Source organism: Nesterenkonia ebinurensis (assembly GCF_008711175.1).
Lineage (GTDB): Bacteria > Actinomycetota > Actinomycetes > Actinomycetales > Micrococcaceae > Nesterenkonia > Nesterenkonia ebinurensis.
The window spans coordinates 260828-278320 of sequence record NZ_VWNF01000045.1 but is presented as its reverse complement, the minus strand read 5'-3'; the positions used below and the strand labels follow the sequence as shown (position 1 = coordinate 278320).

The 17493-nt window shown below is 64.3% G+C and carries 15 protein-coding genes; 8 read left to right on the top strand and 7 right to left on the bottom strand.

What is annotated here, in order from left to right; genetic code table 11:
• Positions 1–78 precede the first annotated feature (78 nt).
• The 5 genes from F0311_RS14155 to F0311_RS14135 all read left to right on the top strand — a co-directional run bounded on the left by F0311_RS14155 (position 79) and on the right by F0311_RS14135 (position 7956).
• Positions 79–1368, top strand: coding sequence for an acetyl-CoA C-acetyltransferase (locus tag F0311_RS14155; RefSeq protein WP_150462568.1), 1290 nt, complete (start codon positions 79–81; stop codon positions 1366–1368).
• A 5-nt stretch (positions 1369–1373) separates the two neighbouring features.
• Positions 1374–2732, top strand: coding sequence for a 3-oxoacyl-ACP reductase (locus tag F0311_RS14150; RefSeq protein WP_150462567.1), 1359 nt, complete (start codon positions 1374–1376; stop codon positions 2730–2732).
• A gap of 5 nt (positions 2733–2737) precedes the next feature.
• Positions 2738–3628, top strand: a complete 891-nt coding sequence (locus tag F0311_RS14145; protein ID WP_150462566.1) for a MaoC family dehydratase — start codon at positions 2738–2740, stop codon at positions 3626–3628.
• Positions 3629–3654: 26 nt separating this feature from the next.
• Positions 3655–5649 carry a 1-deoxy-D-xylulose-5-phosphate synthase gene (gene dxs, locus F0311_RS14140; protein ID WP_150462565.1) on the top strand — a complete coding sequence of 665 codons (1995 nt, stop codon included), beginning with the start codon at positions 3655–3657 and terminating at the stop codon, positions 5647–5649.
• A gap of 144 nt (positions 5650–5793) precedes the next feature.
• Complete coding sequence (locus F0311_RS14135; protein WP_150462564.1) at positions 5794–7956, top strand: 3-hydroxyacyl-CoA dehydrogenase NAD-binding domain-containing protein; 2163 nt, start codon at positions 5794–5796, stop codon at positions 7954–7956.
• A gap of 99 nt (positions 7957–8055) precedes the next feature.
• Here F0311_RS14135 and F0311_RS14130 read toward each other — a convergent pair whose 3' ends face one another.
• Positions 8056–8739 (bottom strand): response regulator, encoded by a 684-nt coding sequence (locus F0311_RS14130; protein WP_150462563.1) that lies wholly within the window; start codon positions 8737–8739, stop codon positions 8056–8058.
• A 424-nt stretch (positions 8740–9163) separates the two neighbouring features.
• On the opposite strand from F0311_RS14130, the gene F0311_RS14125 reads away from it, so the two are divergent.
• Positions 9164–10210 carry a sensor histidine kinase gene (locus tag F0311_RS14125; protein WP_150462562.1) on the top strand — a complete coding sequence of 349 codons (1047 nt, stop codon included), beginning with the start codon at positions 9164–9166 and terminating at the stop codon, positions 10208–10210.
• A 753-nt stretch (positions 10211–10963) separates the two neighbouring features.
• The gene (locus tag F0311_RS18155; RefSeq protein WP_191089941.1) at positions 10964–11107 is read left to right on the top strand and encodes a hypothetical protein; all 144 of its coding nucleotides are present in this window, start codon (positions 10964–10966) and stop codon (positions 11105–11107) included.
• A gap of 26 nt (positions 11108–11133) precedes the next feature.
• Here the strand turns inward: F0311_RS18155 and F0311_RS14120 are convergent, their stop codons facing one another.
• The 4 genes from F0311_RS14120 to msrB all read right to left on the bottom strand — a co-directional run bounded on the left by F0311_RS14120 (position 11134) and on the right by msrB (position 14503).
• Positions 11134–12354: a ribonuclease D gene (locus F0311_RS14120; RefSeq protein WP_150462561.1), complete on the bottom strand. Its 1221-nt coding sequence runs from the start codon at positions 12352–12354 to the stop codon at positions 11134–11136.
• Positions 12355–12356: 2 nt separating this feature from the next.
• On the bottom strand, positions 12357–12971 hold the full coding sequence (locus F0311_RS14115) for a DUF3000 domain-containing protein (protein WP_396897448.1): 615 nt from the start codon (positions 12969–12971) through the stop codon (positions 12357–12359).
• Between the two features lie 65 nt (positions 12972–13036).
• Positions 13037–14095 carry a threonine aldolase family protein gene (locus F0311_RS14110; protein ID WP_150462560.1) on the bottom strand — a complete coding sequence of 353 codons (1059 nt, stop codon included), beginning with the start codon at positions 14093–14095 and terminating at the stop codon, positions 13037–13039.
• A complete protein-coding gene (msrB, locus tag F0311_RS14105; protein WP_150462559.1) occupies positions 14096–14503 on the bottom strand; it encodes a peptide-methionine (R)-S-oxide reductase MsrB in 408 nt (135 codons plus the stop codon).
• Positions 14504–14573: 70 nt separating this feature from the next.
• Between msrB and F0311_RS14100 the strand changes: the two genes are divergently transcribed.
• Positions 14574–15830, top strand: coding sequence for an alpha/beta hydrolase family protein (locus tag F0311_RS14100; RefSeq protein WP_150462558.1), 1257 nt, complete (start codon positions 14574–14576; stop codon positions 15828–15830).
• Here F0311_RS14100 and F0311_RS14095 read toward each other — a convergent pair.
• The gene (locus tag F0311_RS14095; RefSeq protein WP_150462557.1) at positions 15790–16755 is read right to left on the bottom strand and encodes a hypothetical protein; all 966 of its coding nucleotides are present in this window, start codon (positions 16753–16755) and stop codon (positions 15790–15792) included. The two genes, F0311_RS14100 and F0311_RS14095, sit on opposite strands and share 41 nt — an antisense overlap.
• Positions 16752–17480: a glycerophosphodiester phosphodiesterase family protein gene (locus F0311_RS14090; protein WP_191089940.1), complete on the bottom strand. Its 729-nt coding sequence runs from the start codon at positions 17478–17480 to the stop codon at positions 16752–16754. Before F0311_RS14090 ends, F0311_RS14095 begins: the two co-directional genes overlap by 4 nt.
• Positions 17481–17493 lie beyond the last annotated feature (13 nt).

Here is a 17493-nt window from a genome sequence, read left to right as displayed (position 1 = left end):
TGAGGCTGACAGTGATGGTCAACACAAGTAGTCTAAGATACTGACGAGTAATAAAGCCAAGTCTGAAGGAGACACCCCATGGCAGAAAAAGTGCGCGACGCCGTGATCATCGGCGGCAACCGGATCCCCTTCGCCCGTGCCCACAGCGCCTATGCGAAGTCCTCCAACCAGGACATGCTCACCTCTGCGCTGAACGGCCTGGTGGCCCGCTACGGGCTGCAGGGCCAGCAACTGGGCGCAGTGGCCGCCGGTGCGGTGCTCAAGCACTCCAAGAACTTCAACTTAGCCCGCGAATCGGTGCTGGGCACCCCGTTGGACCCAAAGACCCCGGCCTACGATGTGCAGATGGCCTGCGCCACCGGCACTGAGGCCATCGGCTCACTGGCCAATAAGATCAGGCTGGGCCAGATCGACTCGGCCATCGGCGGCGGAGTGGACTCCATCTCCGATGCCCCGATCGTGGTCACCGACGAGCTGCGCGGCATCCTCATGGAGGCCAACCGGGCCAGGAGTCTAGGTGCCCGGCTGAAGGCCCTGGCCAAGATTCGTCCCGGCCACCTGGCTCCGCAGGCCCCCGGCACCGGGGAGCCGCGCACCGGACTGTCGATGGGTGAGCATATGGCGATCACCGCTCACCAGTGGGGGATCACCCGCCGGGAGCAGGACGAGCTGGCGGTGGCCAGCCACCGCAACTTGGCCGCCGCCTATGAGGAAGGCTTCTTCGACGATCTGGTCACCCCGTTCAAGGGCCTGACCAAGGACAATAATATGCGCGGTGACTCCACTGTGGAGAAGCTGGCCAAGCTCTCCCCGGTCTTCGGCAAGGACTTAGGGGAGGAGGCCACACTGACCGCGGCCAACTCCACCCCGCTGACCGACGGCGCCTCTGCGGTGCTGCTGGGAACCGAGGAGTGGGCCGATGAGCATGACCTGCCCAAGCTGGCGAACTTTGTGGACTATGAGCAGGGCGCAGTGGACTTTGTGGGCGGGGCCGAGGGGCTGCTGATGGCCCCGGCCTACGCGGCCGCCCGGCTGCTGAAGCGCAATAACCTCAGCTTCGCGGACTTCGAATACTTCGAGATCCACGAGGCCTTCGCCTCCACGGTGCTGGCCCAGATCAAGGCCTGGGAGTCCGAGGAGTTCTGCCGAGGAAAGCTGGGCCTGGATGCTCCACTGGGCAGCATCGATAGGTCCAAGCTCAACGTGACCGGCTCCTCACTGGCCGCTGGTCACCCCTTCGCCGCCACCGGCGGGCGGATCGTGGCCACCCTGGCCAAGCTGCTGCACGGCAAGCCCGGAAAACTCGGCTTCATCTCGGTCTGCGCAGCCGGCGGACAAGGCATCACCGCGATCATCGAAGGACGGTGAGGCCAGTGGCTAAGGACTCCTACACCCATTTCGCCAACACCGGGTTCGGCCGCAGGATCACCAAAGCACTGGGCCTGCCCCAGCCGGCCAAGCTGCGCCGCTACAGTCCCTCCGGTCCGCTGATTGAGGGACCGGTGGTGCTGCTGGGCGCCACTGAAGCCTCCGATCTGATCGCCGAGCACCTGCTGGGCTGGGATCTTGACGTACGCCGCCATGTAGGGCCCAAGGAGAAGGTGGCCGCAGTGGTGGCAGTGTTCGACTCCGCCCACACCCCGGCGGAGCTCTCCGAGACTGTGCTGGAACTGGGCGGGCTGCTCAAACAGCTCAAGCCCTCAGCCCGGGTGATCACCGTGTTCCGTAACCCCGCGCACACTGAAGACCCGGCAGCTCGGGCCGCGCGGAAGGGGATCGAGGGCCTGACCCGCTCCCTGGCGCATGAGATGCGTGCCGGCGGCACCGCCAACGGGCTGATCCTGCACGAGGACTTAGCGACTGCAGCACCCTCAGTGGCTGGTGCTCTGCGTTTTCTGCTCTCCGGGCGCTCGGCCTTCGTCTCCGGGCAGTTCATCACCGTGGACTCGGTCAATGGTGCTCTGCCCGAGGACTGGACCGCACCGCTTTCGGGACAGGTGGCTGTGGTCACCGGCGCCGCCCGCGGGATCGGTGCCGCCATCGCCCGCACCCTGTACCGCGACGGCGCCCAAGTCATTCTGGTAGACATTCCCCCAGCAGGGGAACAGCTGGCGGCAGTGGCCAATGAAGTCGCCGGCACCGCCCTGCAGGTGGATATCACCGAGGATGAGGCCGGTCAGAAGATCCTCACCCACGCCGAGCAGCACTACGGCCGACTGGACATCGTGGTGCACAACGCCGGCATCACCCGGGACAAGCTGCTTGCCAATATGGACCCCGGTCGCTGGAACTCAGTGATCGCGGTGAACATAGAATCCCAACTGCGGATGAACCGCGCCTTCCTGGACTCCGAGCTGTTCAGCCGTACTGAGGGTACGGTGGGTCCACGCATCGTCTCCCTGGCCTCCACCTCGGGGATCGCCGGCAACCGCGGTCAGACCAACTACGCCGCCTCCAAGGCCGGGGTCATCGGCATGGTCTCTGCGGCCTCGGCGCAGCTTGCAGCCCGGCACGGCACCATCAACGCGGTGGCCCCCGGGTTCATCGAGACCGAGATGACCGCCAAAATGCCCGTAGCCACCCGCGAGGTGGCCCGCAGGCTCAACTCGTTGAGCCAGGGCGGACGCCCTGAGGATGTAGCCGAGACCATCGCCTATCTGGTCTCCCCAGCCGCAGCCGGCACCTCCGGGCTGACCCTGCGGGTCTGCGGGCAGAACCTGGTGGGGGCGTGATCACCGTGACAGAACCCCGCCGGATCCCATTGCCCGAGCTCGGCAGGCTCTACCGCAAAGCCGTACTGGACGCCGTGAAGTCCAAACTCTCCACCACCGGCAGTCTCAAAGCCCTGCCGAAGCAGCCGGTGCTGGCTGACCACCCTGGAATCACCCAGGAGCAGGCCGAGGCCTACCGCCAGCTGGTGCACGGCGAGGCCTTCGACGGCGTGCACCGCACCTCGCTGCCCTCAGTACTGGTGCACATCGCCGGGTTCCCGGTGCAGATGGCCCTGATGTCCCAACGCAACTTCCCGCTGCCGCTGCTGGGCATGGTGCACCTGTCCAACCAGGTCCACCACCGTAAGCCGGTCACCGCCGGGCAGCCACTGCAGATCCTGGCCCGGGCGGAGAATCTCACCGCCCACCGGCGTGGTACACAGGTGGACATCGTGGTGGAGGTCTCCGCCGAGGGTGAGGTGCTCTACACCAGCACTTCGGTGTACTTGGGCCGCGGCACCTACCTGTTCGAGAAGCCTGCGGCCGCCCCCGCGCCCCGGGAGGAGTTCCTCCCACCGGCCAAGACCGCACTGTGGACGCTGGGTGCCGATGCCGGCCGTGAATATGCGGCAGTCTCCGGAGACTACAACCCCATCCACCTCACCGGGATCACCGCCAAGGCCCTGGGCCAGAAGCGGGCCATTGTGCACGGGATGTATTCGGCAGCCCGGATGTTGGAGGGCCGGGAGCCTGAGACTGCCGGGCACCGTTGGAGCATCGAGTTCTCTGCCCCGGTGACACTTCCTGGCAAGGTGGCCTTCGCCGCTGAGCAGATCGATGAGAAGACCCAGCGGTTCTCTGGCTGGAACCCGCGGAAGGCGCGGCCGCACTTCACCGGAGAGCTCACGCTGCCGTGAGCTGCCAGGCTCGGTAGACTGATCAGATGAGCATACTGCACACGATCCGCTCACCACAGGATCTGTCCAAGCTCAGCGCCGAGCAGCTGGACCGGCTGGGCGAGGAGATCCGCGAGTTCCTGATCACCCATGTCTCCGCCACCGGGGGGCATCTGGGCCCCAATCTCGGCGTGGTCGAACTCACTCTGGCTGTGCACCGGGTCTTTGACTCTCCGCGGGACTCCATCGTGTTCGACACCGGACACCAGTCCTATGTGCACAAGTTGGTTACCGGTCGCCAGAACTTCACCACATTGCGCCAGCAGGGTGGACTGGCCGGTTATCCTGACCGCTCCGAGTCTGTTCATGACATTGTGGAGTCCTCCCACGCTTCCAGCTCGCTGGCCTGGGCGGATGGAATCTCCCGGGCCCGGGCGCTGAAGGGCGAGGGCGACCGTTACGTGGTGCCGATCATCGGTGACGGGGCGCTGACCGGAGGCATGGCCTGGGAGGCGCTGAACAACATTGCCGCCGATAAGCACCGGCGGGTGGTGATTGTGGTCAATGACAACGGCCGTTCCTACGCGCCCACGGTGGGCGGGATCGCCAACCAGCTCTCCAAACTGCGCCGCGGAGTCCTGGACAAAGTTCGCACCCACCCGGTCTACGAATCCGTGATGGACGGCACTAAGCGACGGTTGGTCAGCGGCGGGCCGATGAGCCAGATGGCCTACCGCAGCCTGCACGCCATGAAGAAGGGCGCTAAGGACTTCTGGGCCCCGCAGGGCCTGTTTGAAGACCTGGGCATGAAGTACATCGGCCCGGTGGACGGCCATAACCAGCGCGCCCTGGAGGAGGCCCTGGAGGATGCTCGCAGCTATGAGGGCCCGGTGATCGTCCACGTGATCACCGAGAAGGGCCGCGGCTATGCCCCGGCCCGGGCCGATGAGGCCGACCAGTTCCACGCCGTGGGGGTGATCGACCCCGAGACCGGAGACCCAGTCTCCCGCGGTTCATCCCGCTCCTGGACCTCAGTGTTTGAGGAAGAGATCGCCGCGATCGCCGATGAGCGTGAGGACATCGTGGCCCTGACCGGTGCGATGGTCATCCCGGTGGGACTGCGCACCCTGGCCGCCAAGCACCCGGACCGGGTGGTGGACGTGGGGATTGCCGAACAGCATGCTGTGGCCTCTGCCGCCGGGCTGGCCTATGGCGGACTGCATCCGGTGGTGGCGGTCTACGCGACGTTCCTCAACCGGGCCTTCGACCAGGTGCTGATGGACGTGGCCCTGCACAAGGCCGGGGTGACCTTTGTGCTGGACCGGGCCGGAGTCACCGGTCCGGACGGTCCCAGCCACCACGGAGTCTGGGATCTCTCCCTGCTGCAGCTGGTCCCTGGCCTGCAGATCGCCGCCCCCCGGGACTCCACCCGGCTGCGCGAGGAACTGCGCGAGGCCGTGGCGGTGGAAGATGCCCCCACAGTGGTGCGGTTCTCCAGAGGCTCGGTCAACGATGAGCTGGATGCCCTGGAGCGGCTGGCCGACGGTGTGGATGTGCTCTACACCAGCAGTGAGAAGGACCACGACGGCTCCTACACCAATGACGTGATGATCGTCTCAGTGGGCGCCATGGGAGAGCTGTCCCTGGACCTGGCCCGTCGGCTGGAGGACCAGGGGATCACCGCCACTGTGGTGGATCCCCGCTGGGTGCTGCCAGTCCCGGAGTCGGTGGTGGCCCTGGCTGCCCGGCACCGGATCGTGGTGTGCATCGAGGACGGTGTGAAGGCCGGGGGAGTAGGGGCACGGATCCGCCAGGTGATGCGCGAGGCCGGAGTGGACACCGCACTGAACGAGGTGGGGCTGCCGGTGGAGTTCCTGGCCCACGGCACCCGCAGCCAGGTCTTCGAGCGGGTGGGACTCACCTCGGCCCAGATCGCCCAGGACACCGTGGCCCAGGTGCTGGGCACCAAGGTTCCCTTCGCCCGGCGGCTGCCCGGCGAGGACCTCCCCACCGGAGAGATACCCGTCTTCCGCTCCCGGTAGAGCTGTTTGGGAAACCGTCGAGCAAGAGGTGCTAATAAGCAGCATCAGTGTTGGGACAGACCCGCTTGCCTCCCAACTACCCTTCAATCCGCGTACTCCCGAATAAGCCCGGTAGCCACTTTGGTTACTCATCGGTAGGATGTGATGCGGAACGCATTGTTCATCCCCGAGCACAGGAGGCCGCCGTTGTCCACTGATTTCTCCCGCTACCGCCCCCTCACCGAGAGCTTCCCCCACGAGGAGCTCACCCACTCTCAGGTGGAGGACATCGAACTGCCCGAGGGTGCCGGCACCATGGCGCTGATCCGCATGGACAATCAGCTCGGCAAGCGTCCCAACACCTTGGGCCCGGGCTCCCTCATCACCTTCGGTGAAGCGGTCCTCAGCCAGTACGCACGGGCCGAATCCGGAGAGATCGCATCACTGGGCATCATCGGCAAGCCTGGAGTTTTCGCCGCCGGTGCAGACATCGTCTCAGCCAGGGAGCTCACCGAATCCCAGCACGGGATCGAGCTGGCCGAACTCGGACATGACGCTTATAACCTGGTGGAGGACTTCCCGGTGCCCACCTTCGCCTTTATCAACGGCACCGCACTGGGCGGCGGGCTGGAGATCGCGCTGCCCGCCGACTACCGGACTGTTTCCGCTACCACCAAGGCGGTCGGCCTGCCTGAGGCCTTCCTCGGCCTGGTTCCCGGCTGGGGCGGTATCTACCGGCTGCCCCGGCTGATTGGTCCTGAGGCCGCCGCCCAGGTGATCTTCACCAACCCGCTGAACAACAATAAGTCGCTCAAGGGTCAGCAGGTCTTCGAGTTCGGCATCGCCGATGCGCTCTTCGAGGAATCCAGCTTTGAGCAGGAGTCCCTGGCCTGGGCGGCCAAAGTGCTGAACCACGACGCCGCCACCACCGCAGAGTTGGAGAAGCACCGTGATCATGACACCAGTGATCAGGCCTGGACCCGGGCCGTGCAGCTGGCGGAGAAGACGGTGGCGGCCAAGACCGGGGAGACCGCCCCGGCGCCGCTGCGCGCCCTGGAGATCTTCCGTCAGGTGCCGCAGAACTCACGGGATGAGGACCGCAAGCTTGAGGTGGAGGCGCTCGGTGAGCTGCTGGTGAGCACCGAGTTCAAGAACACGGTCTACGCTTTCATGGAACTGGTGCAGAAGCGGGCCAAGAAGCCAGCCGGGGTGCCCCAGGCGACCCCGCGGACTCTGGACCGGATCGGCGTCGTCGGTGCTGGCCTGATGGCCTCCCAGCTGGCCCTGGTCTTCGCCCAGCAGCTGCAGGTCCCGGTGGTGATCACCGATATCGAACAGGCCCGGGTGGACAAGGGGTTGGAGTACATCGCAGCCCAGAACGCCAAGCAGGTGCAGAAGGGCCGGCTGAGCCAGCAGCAGGCTGAGGCCCTCACCGGACTGGTCACCGGCTCCACCGATAAGTCGGTCTACGCCGAAGCTGATTTCATCATCGAGGCGGTGTTCGAGGAGATCGGCGTGAAGAAGCAGGTCTTCGCCGAGCTGGAGGAGATCGTCTCCCCGCAGGCCATCCTGGCCACCAACACCTCCTCACTGTCGGTGACCGAAATGGCAGCAGACCTCAAGCACCCCGAGCGGGTGATCGGATTCCACTTCTTCAACCCGGTGCAGGTGATGCCTCTGGTGGAGATCGCCCGCACCGCTGAGACCGCCGATGAGCCGATCGCCACCGCCTTCGACCTGGCTGCCAAGCTGCGTAAGACCCCGGTGCTGACCAAGGACACCGCCGCGTTCGTGGTCAACCGGGTGCTGCTGCGGCTGATGGCCGAGGTGCAGAAGACCTTTGACCAGGGCACCCCAGCTGAGACAGCAGACCAGGCGCTGAAACCCCTGGGGCTGCCGATGTCACCCTTCGACCTGCTGGCGATGGTGGGCATCCCGGTGGCACAGCATGTCACCGAATCGCTGAACGCCAGCTTCGGAGACCGGTTCTATGTGTCCAAGAACCTGCAGACGCTGATCGACAACGGCGTCAAAGGGATCTGGTCCACCGATGAGGTCGGGAACAAGCACATCAAGGACTCCACCCTGGAACTGCTGGAGTTCGGGCAGGCCCCGCAGTCCTCGGAGCAGGTGCTGAGCACTGTGCTGGATGCTCTGGCCGAGGAGATCGGGCTGATGCTTGCCGACGAGGTGGTGGCCTCAGCCAAGGACATCGACCTGTGCATGATCCTCGGTGCCGGCTGGCCCTTCCACCGCGGCGGCATCACCCCCTACCTGGACCAGCAGGGCATCAGCCAGAAGGTCAACGGCAAACCGTTCCACGGGTGAAGAAGATCTACTCGGGAAATCTGGAGGCGCACTCCCAATATGACGTCGCATAGTACTGCGGGTCGTCGCCATCCGGCGCGGTAGTGACTTCACAGATGCCTAACTTTCACTGCTGACCGAGGTGGTTGGTGCGGGGACCAGGCCGTGCTTGATGGCAGCCTGATACATCTCAATCCGAGTGTTTGCGCCGAGCTTCTCATAGATCCGGGATATGTAGGTGTTGACGCTGCTCTGCGCGATGACCAGTTCCGCGGCGATCTCCCCATTGGTCAGGCCGCGGCAGGCGGCTTTGAGGATGCTCAGCTCCCTGGGCGCGAGGTGGGGCCCCTTGGTCCAGCGCTTGAGCACGCTCTTGATGTCATCTCTGCGGACTGAGGGTTTGACCTCCAGGAGTTCTGCCACAGGCTGTGAGAATGCGATCTCACCTCGGTGAATGCGATGCAGAGCATGAATTACTTCCTTGGAGCCCGACCGTTTGGTCATATAGCCGCTGGCCCCGCAGTGCAGTGCACGGATTACGTCTTCTTCGGCCTCCAGAGCGGAGAAGACCAGAACACGCACCTCCGTGGATCGGGTGATCTCATAGGTGGCGCTGAGTCCGTCCCGGCGAGGCAGGTTCAGGTCCATGAGCATCACATCAGGCCGGAACTGCTGTGCCAGCTGGATGGCCTGCTCTCCGTCGGTGGCCGTACCCACGCACTCCACACCAGAAGCCGACTCGATGTACTGTTGGAGGATCTCAAGGATCACCGGGTGATCGTCCACCACTCCCACACGAATCATTGCTGCGTTCCTTTCCTGCTCTCTGGTCCACAGTACGCAGGAAGAGCCGCCATATGCCCCGCTGTTTGGTCAAAGTGTCAAGAACTGTCTACAAGGCTCGGGATAGTTCGAGAGATAAAATGTCCCCACCGATGAGGGGAGATGCACAAATGCTGATTGAATTTGGAATCCAACTCGTGGGGCTGTCTGCGGCGGTCTCTGAATTGTATGTTGTGGTGACTTTGGAGGTTACCCCTGACTCTTGGTGGAGGGAGCGGCTCTGCGAGATCGGGTTTCCGGCCTACTGCTAGGTCTGAGCGACCATCCTTGGTTGTCTTCGGTTAGGCGTGGTTTCGCTGGCACACGGCCACCGCAGGCTCTTATCTGGGGCCTGCTCTTTCTGGGTGGGTCAATCGCTGCCTTTACTGCGTTTACTCAACCGCTCTTGACCGATGAACCTTTGACACGGCGGTTTTACATTGGGGCCGCACTGTGGCTGATCAGCAGTGCTGTCTTATGGCTCGGTGTCCAGCACGCAGTATTAGCTGCGGTCATTGCGTCCGCAGTTCCACGGCTGATTCTTGGGTACGCGTCTCTGGAGCAGGAACTGTTCATGATACTCATGGTCGGCGTCGCTGCCACCTATGGGGGTAAACTGCTCCGCCGGTGCTACGCGGCACTCGCGCTGCCATGGCTCAGCAGCCCGCTCTTCAGCAGTGATGATATCCAGCTCGTAGTGTTGGGAGCTGCTGTCGTGACAGTGCTGGTAGGCCTGGCGTATTTGACAGGGCGGACGATCAGGAAGCTGCAGCTGGACCGCGACAAGACGCGCGGAGAACTCCGGCGCGTGGATGAGTCCCTGAATGCGGAACGTGCGCTGTTGGCCCGTGAGCTCCATGACAGCGCGGTCACTGATCTGAGCCTCATTTCCACATCCGCTGAGAATTTGAAGCTGCTATATCCCGATGAAGACCTGGTTGCCCGCCTGGAGAGCATCCGTTCCAGAGCTGGCGGAACCATCGATCAGCTGGGCCGGATCATCACGCTGCTCAGAGGGGGAGAGCCCCTAGAGAGCTCGGAGCATAAGATGCTTCCGACAGTCTCAGAAGGCCTGGAGCGGTTCCGGATGGAGTTGTGCTCTGCCGGGGTACCCACCTCTGTGGAAGCCACCAATGGGGAAGACATCCTGGGCTCCACAGCTCAGGTGGCGCTGTACCGCATGCTGCAAGAAGCAGTGACGAACGTCATCAAATACGGAGCCCGCTCTCAAGAGGAGCCCACGTGTCATATTCGATTCGCTGTGGAGCAGGACAGAGCCGAGCTCTGCGTGAGGAACAGGATCGATCCTGAACGTCAGCGAAAGAGCCCATCCGCTGGTGTCGGGCTTGAGATTCTCAAGGAACGGGCCGCCGCCTACGGGGCTGCTGTACAAGCAGGCTCTGACAATGACGGCAACTGGCACCTCCGTGTCACCAACATGCGTATCAGCTGATCTGAAAACTGCCAGATGAAAAGAACCTGTTCCGGGTGGTGCGGAACTGCCGGAAGGCTTCCGGATTGCGGTCTTTCCAAGTCCGCGGCGGCGGGGGAGTGCCGGTGCTGCTGGGCCGGCCGGCAAAGCGTCGCTGGATATCGTCGTCACAGGCGGAGAGTTCTGTGTGTTAGGAAAAAAGTGTAATGCGTGACGTGCCGAACAGAGTTGGACCAGGACGAAAGGCTCTAATGTGCGGTGCGGGTGTTACTTTCCTTATCGCGAGTGGGATTTCAGGGGCCACCGCGAGTGGAAGTTACGAAGAAGGCGCAGTTGTTCATCACTTAGTTGAGAACGGTCCATCGGAGGCTCTCAATCCAGCGGAAGAGTTCTCGAGGTATCTGGCAGAACTGTTTAGCGGGAACACAGCATTGGCTACCCATACAGGAGGTTCCGACACCGGCTCGCTCATTACTCCAGTACAAGGACTTTCAGACTATTTCAGTGCTGATGCTGGTATCTCGATAGGATCGGAAGAATGAGGCACACGCTGGCAGTTCCCCCCCCCCCGGTGCTTCTGCTCACTCTGACTGCGTGCGGTGAGGAGGGCATCCAAGATCGGGATGACTCTGGATCTGGTGCCGAGTCCCGCTGCCTGAGGAAGCGCCCGAGGCAATGGGGGATCAGTCCATTGAGGTGGCCGCCCTGGAAGAGTTGGACATTGAAGGTAGCGGGTGGTCCGCATCCGCACGTCACGACTCAAGCAATGAATGCATGACCATCACTATCCGCACAGGAGGGGAGGGCATCCCAGATAATGACCTTGAGAACTACCGTGAAGGTGTCGAGGCTGCGACCGGCTTAGATGACGTGAGAGTAGTCCAAGATGATGCAGAACCCGATCAACTTGATAATTAGCAATTAGGACAGAGCTGAAGCTGAAATCACAGATCCTCTAGAGGGTCGGGGTCCAGCATGGCCACGGTGATGATCGCGGCAGTCTGCTCCACCTGCCAGGGGCGAGCGCCCAGCTCGGCTAACGCAGCTTCAACATGCTCCGGGTCGATTATCTCAGGGGGCGTCCAGCACAGCTGCTTGAGCACCGCCGGGGTCAGCAGGGTCTCCGGCATCAGATCCAGCTCCTCAGCACGGCGGGCCAGCCGGTTCCGGGCAGTGCGGAACTGACGGAACGCCTCCGGGTTGCGGTCCTTCCAGGACCGCGGCGGCGGAGGAACTCCGGTGCTGCTTGGACGCCCGGGAAGATCCTCAGTGCGCGCACCCTCCTGCACCGCGCGAAGCCAGCGCGGAGCCTCCCGCTTGGCAGCCCGGCCATGGAATCCCGGCACCGCCAGCAGCTGAGGGACAGTACGTGGGCCAGCCTCCGCGGCAGCCACCAGGGCCGAGTCCGGCAATAGCTGCCCGGGGGCGACATCGCGCTTCTGCGCCAGTGACTCCCGGGCCTCCCAGAGTTCGCGCAGCACCGCGAGCTTGCGCGGGGACTTAAGCCTGCTCAGCCCGGAGGTCTTCCGCCAACGGTCCGCACGCGGGACCACCGTAGGGGTGAAAGTGCACAGATGGGCGAACTCCTGGGCCGCCCAGTCGGTCTTGCCCTGCTCATCCAGCAGCACGGAGAGCTTCTCCCGCAGCGGGATCAGCAGCTCCACGTCCAGGGCCGCATAGCGCAGCCAGTCCTTGGGCAGCGGGCGCTTGGACCAGTCGGCGGCCGAATGCTCCTTGGCCAGCCGCACACCCAGCAGCTGTTCCACCACCGAGCCCAGGCCCACCCGAGGCAGGCCCGCCATTCGGGCGGCCAGTTCCGTGTCGAAGAGCGCATGAGGTGTCAGCCCGAGCTCAGCCAACCCGGGCAGGTCCTGGGTGGCCGCATGCAGAATCCACTCCGCATCACCCAGGGCCTGCTGAATAAGCTCCAAGGAGCCCAGCGCTTCGGGGTCAATCAGCCAGATGCCCGCGCCCTCACGCTTGAGCTGCACCAGAAAAGCACGCTGCCCGTACCGGATGCCCGAGGCCCGCTCAGCATCCACCGCCACCGGGCCGGCGCCTGCTGCCAGTGACTCAGCCGCCCGGTGCAGCCCACGCTGGGAATCAATGACGGCGGGCACACCACCAGCAGGCTCAGCACACAGCGGCAGCTCAGAATCTCCCATGATCAGCTCCGGCGGATATGGGGCAGGGCCACCACGCCATCGGGCAGCGGAGGCAGACCAGCGAAGGAACAGACCATATCCGCCCAGGCTTCCAGGTTCGCACCGAAGGCGGCCCCCTGCGGAGTCCAGGAGGCGCGCAGCTCCACATCATTGCTGGCCCGCCGCGATTCCAGCGAGCCGAAAGACTCAGAAAGAATGCGAGTGGCCGTACCACCGGCGTGCGAATGCCGCACCCCGTGCTGGGCCAGCGAATCGCTCAGCCAGGTCCAGGCCACCGAGGCCAGCAGCGGATCATTCCCCATCTCCGGCTCCAGCTCCGCGCGGATATAGATCACCACCCGGAATGTTCCGCCCCAGGACTCCTGGCCAGCCGGATCATGCAGCAGGATGAACCGCCCAGTGGCGATATGCTCCCCCGTCTCCTCACCGATCTCAGCGCCCAGAGCCACTGCAAAAGGCGCCAGTTTGGCCGGGGCCGGAACCTCGGAGACCACCGCCTCAGGGCGGGGCCGGGCAGAGCGCAGCTGATCGAGCGCACCGCGGAAGGCGGCAGGCATACTGTCAATGCTGGAGGCCGGCCGGGCAGGGGTGCCGGCCAGAGGGCCGAATACGCTCACCAGTCCAGACTATGGAGCAGCGCACGGACAGCGCTTCAGGCACGCCGCATACCCCCGTGACTGGTTCAGGCTCCAGCCGCTGTGTTCACCAGCTGCTGAATCTGCTCATCAGTGGTCTGCCAGGAGCACATCAGACGCAGCACCGGATTCCCCGACGACGCCGTGTTCCAGATATGTGCCAGATACCTGGCTTGGATCCGCTGCGCCATCTGCACCGGCAGCTCCGGAAACACCGCGTTGACCTGGGTCTGCCCGGAGACGCTGACACCCTCCAGAGCAGCCAGCTGCTCGCCCAGCTTCTGCGCCTGAGCATTGGCGCACTCGGCATTGCGCCGCCAGGTCTCAGTGCCGAACAGGGCCAGCAGCTGAGCAGCCACAAACCGCTGCTTGGAGGCCAGCTGCATGGAGAACTTGCGGATATAGCCCAGCCCGGAGACCCGCTCCGGGTTGATCACCACCACAGCCTCCGCAGCCAAGGCGCCGTTCTTGGTGCCGCCCAGGCTGAGCACATCAGCTCCCGTGCCGGCCACCAGATCGCCGATACTGGTGTTCAGGGCCGCGGCTGCATTGGCGATCCGGGAACCGTCAATGTGCACAGCCAGCCCGTGGGCGTGAGCGGTCTTCGCCAGGGCCGACAGCTGCTCCGGGGCATAGAGAGTCCCCAGCTCAGTGGACTGGGTGAGCGAGACCGCCAGCGGCTGGGCAGCATGCACAAAACCCTGTACGCCCAGCTCCTCGGTGATGTCCTCCGGGCGCAGCCGGCCGTCGGAGGTGGGCCGGGGCAGCAGCTTCATCGCACCTACCCGCTCCGGGGCAGCACCCTCATCATTGTTGATATGGGCCTGGGCTGAGCAGATCGCCGCACCCCAGCGGGGCAGAAGCCCCTGCAGGGCCACCACATTGGCCCCGGTGCCATTGAACACCGGATAGATCTCTGCGGCCGGGCCGAACTCGGCCTTGGCCCAGTCAGTCAGCTCTGCACTGACCGGATCGGCCCCGTAGGGGAGGGCGGCACCTGTATTGGCAGCACTGATCGCCTCAAGGACTTCCGGGGAGATGCCTGAGACATTATCAGAGGCGAAACTGGGGTCCAGGTGAGCCCCTGTGGCGCGCTGCTTTCCCACTCAGGCCGTCTTCCCGGCGTCGTCATTCTTCGGCTCGAACGTCATGGAGACCGAATTGATGCAGTAGCGCAGATCGGTGGGGGTGGAGAACCCCTCACCTTCGAACACATGCCCCAGATGGGACTCACAGGAGCCGCAGCGCACCTCGATCCGCTGCATACCCATCGAAGTGTCCTTCAGATACGTCACATTGGAGCCCTCGGCAGGCTGGTAGAAGCTGGGCCAGCCGCAGCGGGAGTCGAACTTCGTCTCAGACTCGAACAGCTTGTCCCCGCAGGCCCGGCAGTAGTATGTGCCGGCCTCCTTATTGTCCCAGTATTCCCCGGTGTAGGGCCGCTCGGTTCCCCCCTGACGCAGCACATGGAACTCGACGTCGCTGAGCTTATTGCGGAACGGATCATCACTCATAGTTCCAGTCTAAGCCTGCACCAAGGCGCCCGGCGTAGAGTAGTGCCAGGTCAAACACGGTGGGAGGACCATGGACACTGAGGAACTGCTGCGCAGGCTCCGCCGGGAGCCCAAACCCACCCCCTGGATACGATCCGTGCTGCTGGGGGCGGCCACTGGACTGGCCGCAGGCACGGTGCTGGCCGGCATCATGTCCAGCGCCTCGGCCTATCTGGCCCGTATGGTGGTCACCCCGGCCCACCGGAGCGTGGAGGACCTGGAGATCCTGGCCGTCATTGAAGACTCAGAGGGTTTCCAGGTCATCCTGCCGGTCACCGATGACACCGTGATCGAGGGTACCTACGGGCTGCAGTTCAACACCGGGGAAGCACTGGCCCAGATCGGGGAGATCACCTCCCTGGAGCCCAAGCAGGGCACGGTCACCCGGCGAGTGCTCAGCGTGCGCGGCGGGGACCTGCGCCGTACACGCTACGGAGCGATCAGCAATGCACTGCACCGCAACCCAGCAGAGGCCGGCTACGACTATCAGGATGTGATCCTGCAGATGCCGGTGGGTCAGGCCCCCGCATGGTACGTGCCGCCGCAGAAGAAGCAGGCACCGTTGGCCGGCCGGAACATCTGGGCAGTGATGGTGCACGGGCGCAGCGGCACCCGGCTGGACGGCATCAACGCGCTAGGTGCCGCCGCTGACTTGGGCCTGCACTCCCTGGTGGTCTCCTACCGCAATGACGGGGAGGCCCCTACCGCTCTGGATGGGCGTTCCGCCCTGGGACTGACTGAGTGGGAGGACATCGAAGCGGCCGTGCAGTACGCCCTGGACAACGGAGCCGAGGATGTGCTGCTCTTCGGCTGGTCCATGGGCGGGGCCATCGCCCTGCAGGCAGCCCACCGGTCCCCGCTGACCACACGCATCCGAGGGCTGGTGCTCACCGGCCCGGTGGTCGACTGGGTGGACGTGCTGGGCTATCAGACCAAGTCCTATCGGATCCCGGAGCCGGTGGGCCGACTGGCCCAGTGGCTGATCTCCCATGAGGCCGGGCGGCGAATCACCGGACTGGCCTCACCGGTGGACCTCAAGGCGCTGAACTGGGTCTCCCGCTCCGAGCAGCTGCATACCAGGACCCTGATCCTGCACACCATCGACGACGAGGTGGTTCCCTACCAGCCCAGCCGGGACTTGGCCGAGCGCAACAGCCTGGTCAGCTTTGTGCCCTTTCACCGCGCCCACCACATCCGGGAGTGGAACTATGACCCGCAGCGCTGGGAGAGAGCAGTCTACGACTGGGTCACCGAGCTGTTTGCTCTTCCTGAGCCTGGCGCTGCTTAGCCAACCGTTTGGCCCGCCAGCCATGCCGCGGCCGGGCATAGAGCAGCAGGGCACGCAGGATCGCCAAGAAGTTCTCATCAGGCTTGCTGATCGGCAGCGGCCCGCCATTGGCCTTATGGTCACCAGAATGCAGCCAGCAGACTGCACCACGGCCTGCCGGGCGGTAGGTGAGCGTAGGAATAGTGATGGTGCTGCCGTCGTCCAAAGGCTTCTCAGTGGTGTAGAGCCAGAGCACATCCTCATTCCAGGTACCGGTGACGTACTCGCCGTCGTCGAGCAGCGGATTCTCAGGAAGCTCCTCGAAGAGTTCTGCAAACTCACCGCCAAGCTCCCCAGCGGCCGCACGGTTCAGCCGGTACTGCACTCCGGGGCGAGGTGTGCCGTTGTCAGGTTCCGCGATCGGCCGGAACTCCTCCAGGGAGCCGCCGGCCAGATTCTGCAGCAGGTGGTTGCGGCTACGCCGGTACAGGGTGTCATGGCCCAGCATCAGCATCCCGCCGTTCTGGGCATAGCGCAGCAGCTTGGTCTGGATCTTCTGCCGGATCCGCCGGTTGGTGCTGAGCATGGTGACATCGGTCAGCAGGATCGCCACCCCGCGGGTCTGGGCGGGGTGCAGGTGGTAGCGCAGGATCTCCTCCGGGTTGCGCAGCCCGATCACACTGATCCGATGCGGGCCCAGCACATCGGAGAGTGCCTCGGTGAGGTTGATCCGGGTGGTCCCGGCATCATCCACATCCGTGTAGAGGATCAGCCGCTGACGGCCCACCCCGCGGCGCAGCACTGTGCGGGTCCAGTCGAAGGCCAGCAGCAGCTTGGGGTAGAAGTCCACCCCCACCACACGGAGCCCGATCACGATCAGCACAATCAGCAGCTCAGTCCAGATGCTGACCAGGAAGCTCCACACCGCGGCTAGGTCTACCGTCATGCCGGGGAGAACCCCTCGAAGATCACGTTGTCGCCCAGCTCATAGGCGCGGTCCATATCCTGCTGGCTGGTGATGGTCCACAGCAGCAGCGGCCAGCGTCGAGAGATCAGGTGGGCGCGACGCGGGGTGATGAAGCCGTACTCATAGGCCACGAAATCCGGTGTGGAGATCCCGTTCAGCCCCAGGTTCTGCAGCAGCTTCTTGGTCGCCCACGACATATCCTTCTTCTCCGCGAAGCTCCCGGCCAGCTGGCCGCGCAGCAGCTCAGGAGCGTTCTTGGCGAACCAGCCCATCATCAGCGGGTCGAAGGACTGCACAGCGAACTCTCCCTGATAGTCCCGCAGCGCGGCGGCGGTGGCCTGGGCGCGCAGATTCCGGTGCTGCCCGGTCTTGATCTCCACCAGCAGCGGTGCACGGCCGTCCACAAACTGCAGAGTCTGGGCGAAGCTCAGCGGCTGCTGGTCCGAACCGGTGACGGTCAGTGCGGTCAGCTCCCCCAGGGTCAGCTCCCGCACCAGCTCATCCCGGCCGAAGAGCCGTTTCAGGTGATCGTCGTGGTGAACCACCAGCTGGTCATCGGCAGTCAGCTGGACATCCAGCTCAATCGGCAGGCCGGCATCGATCGAGGCCTGAAAGGCGGCTAAGGAGTTCTCCGGGACGTCCTCAGAATGCAGGCCACGGTGAGTGATAGGGCGGTCGGTCAGCCAGTCGGGAAGTCTGCTCACCCATTCGATACTA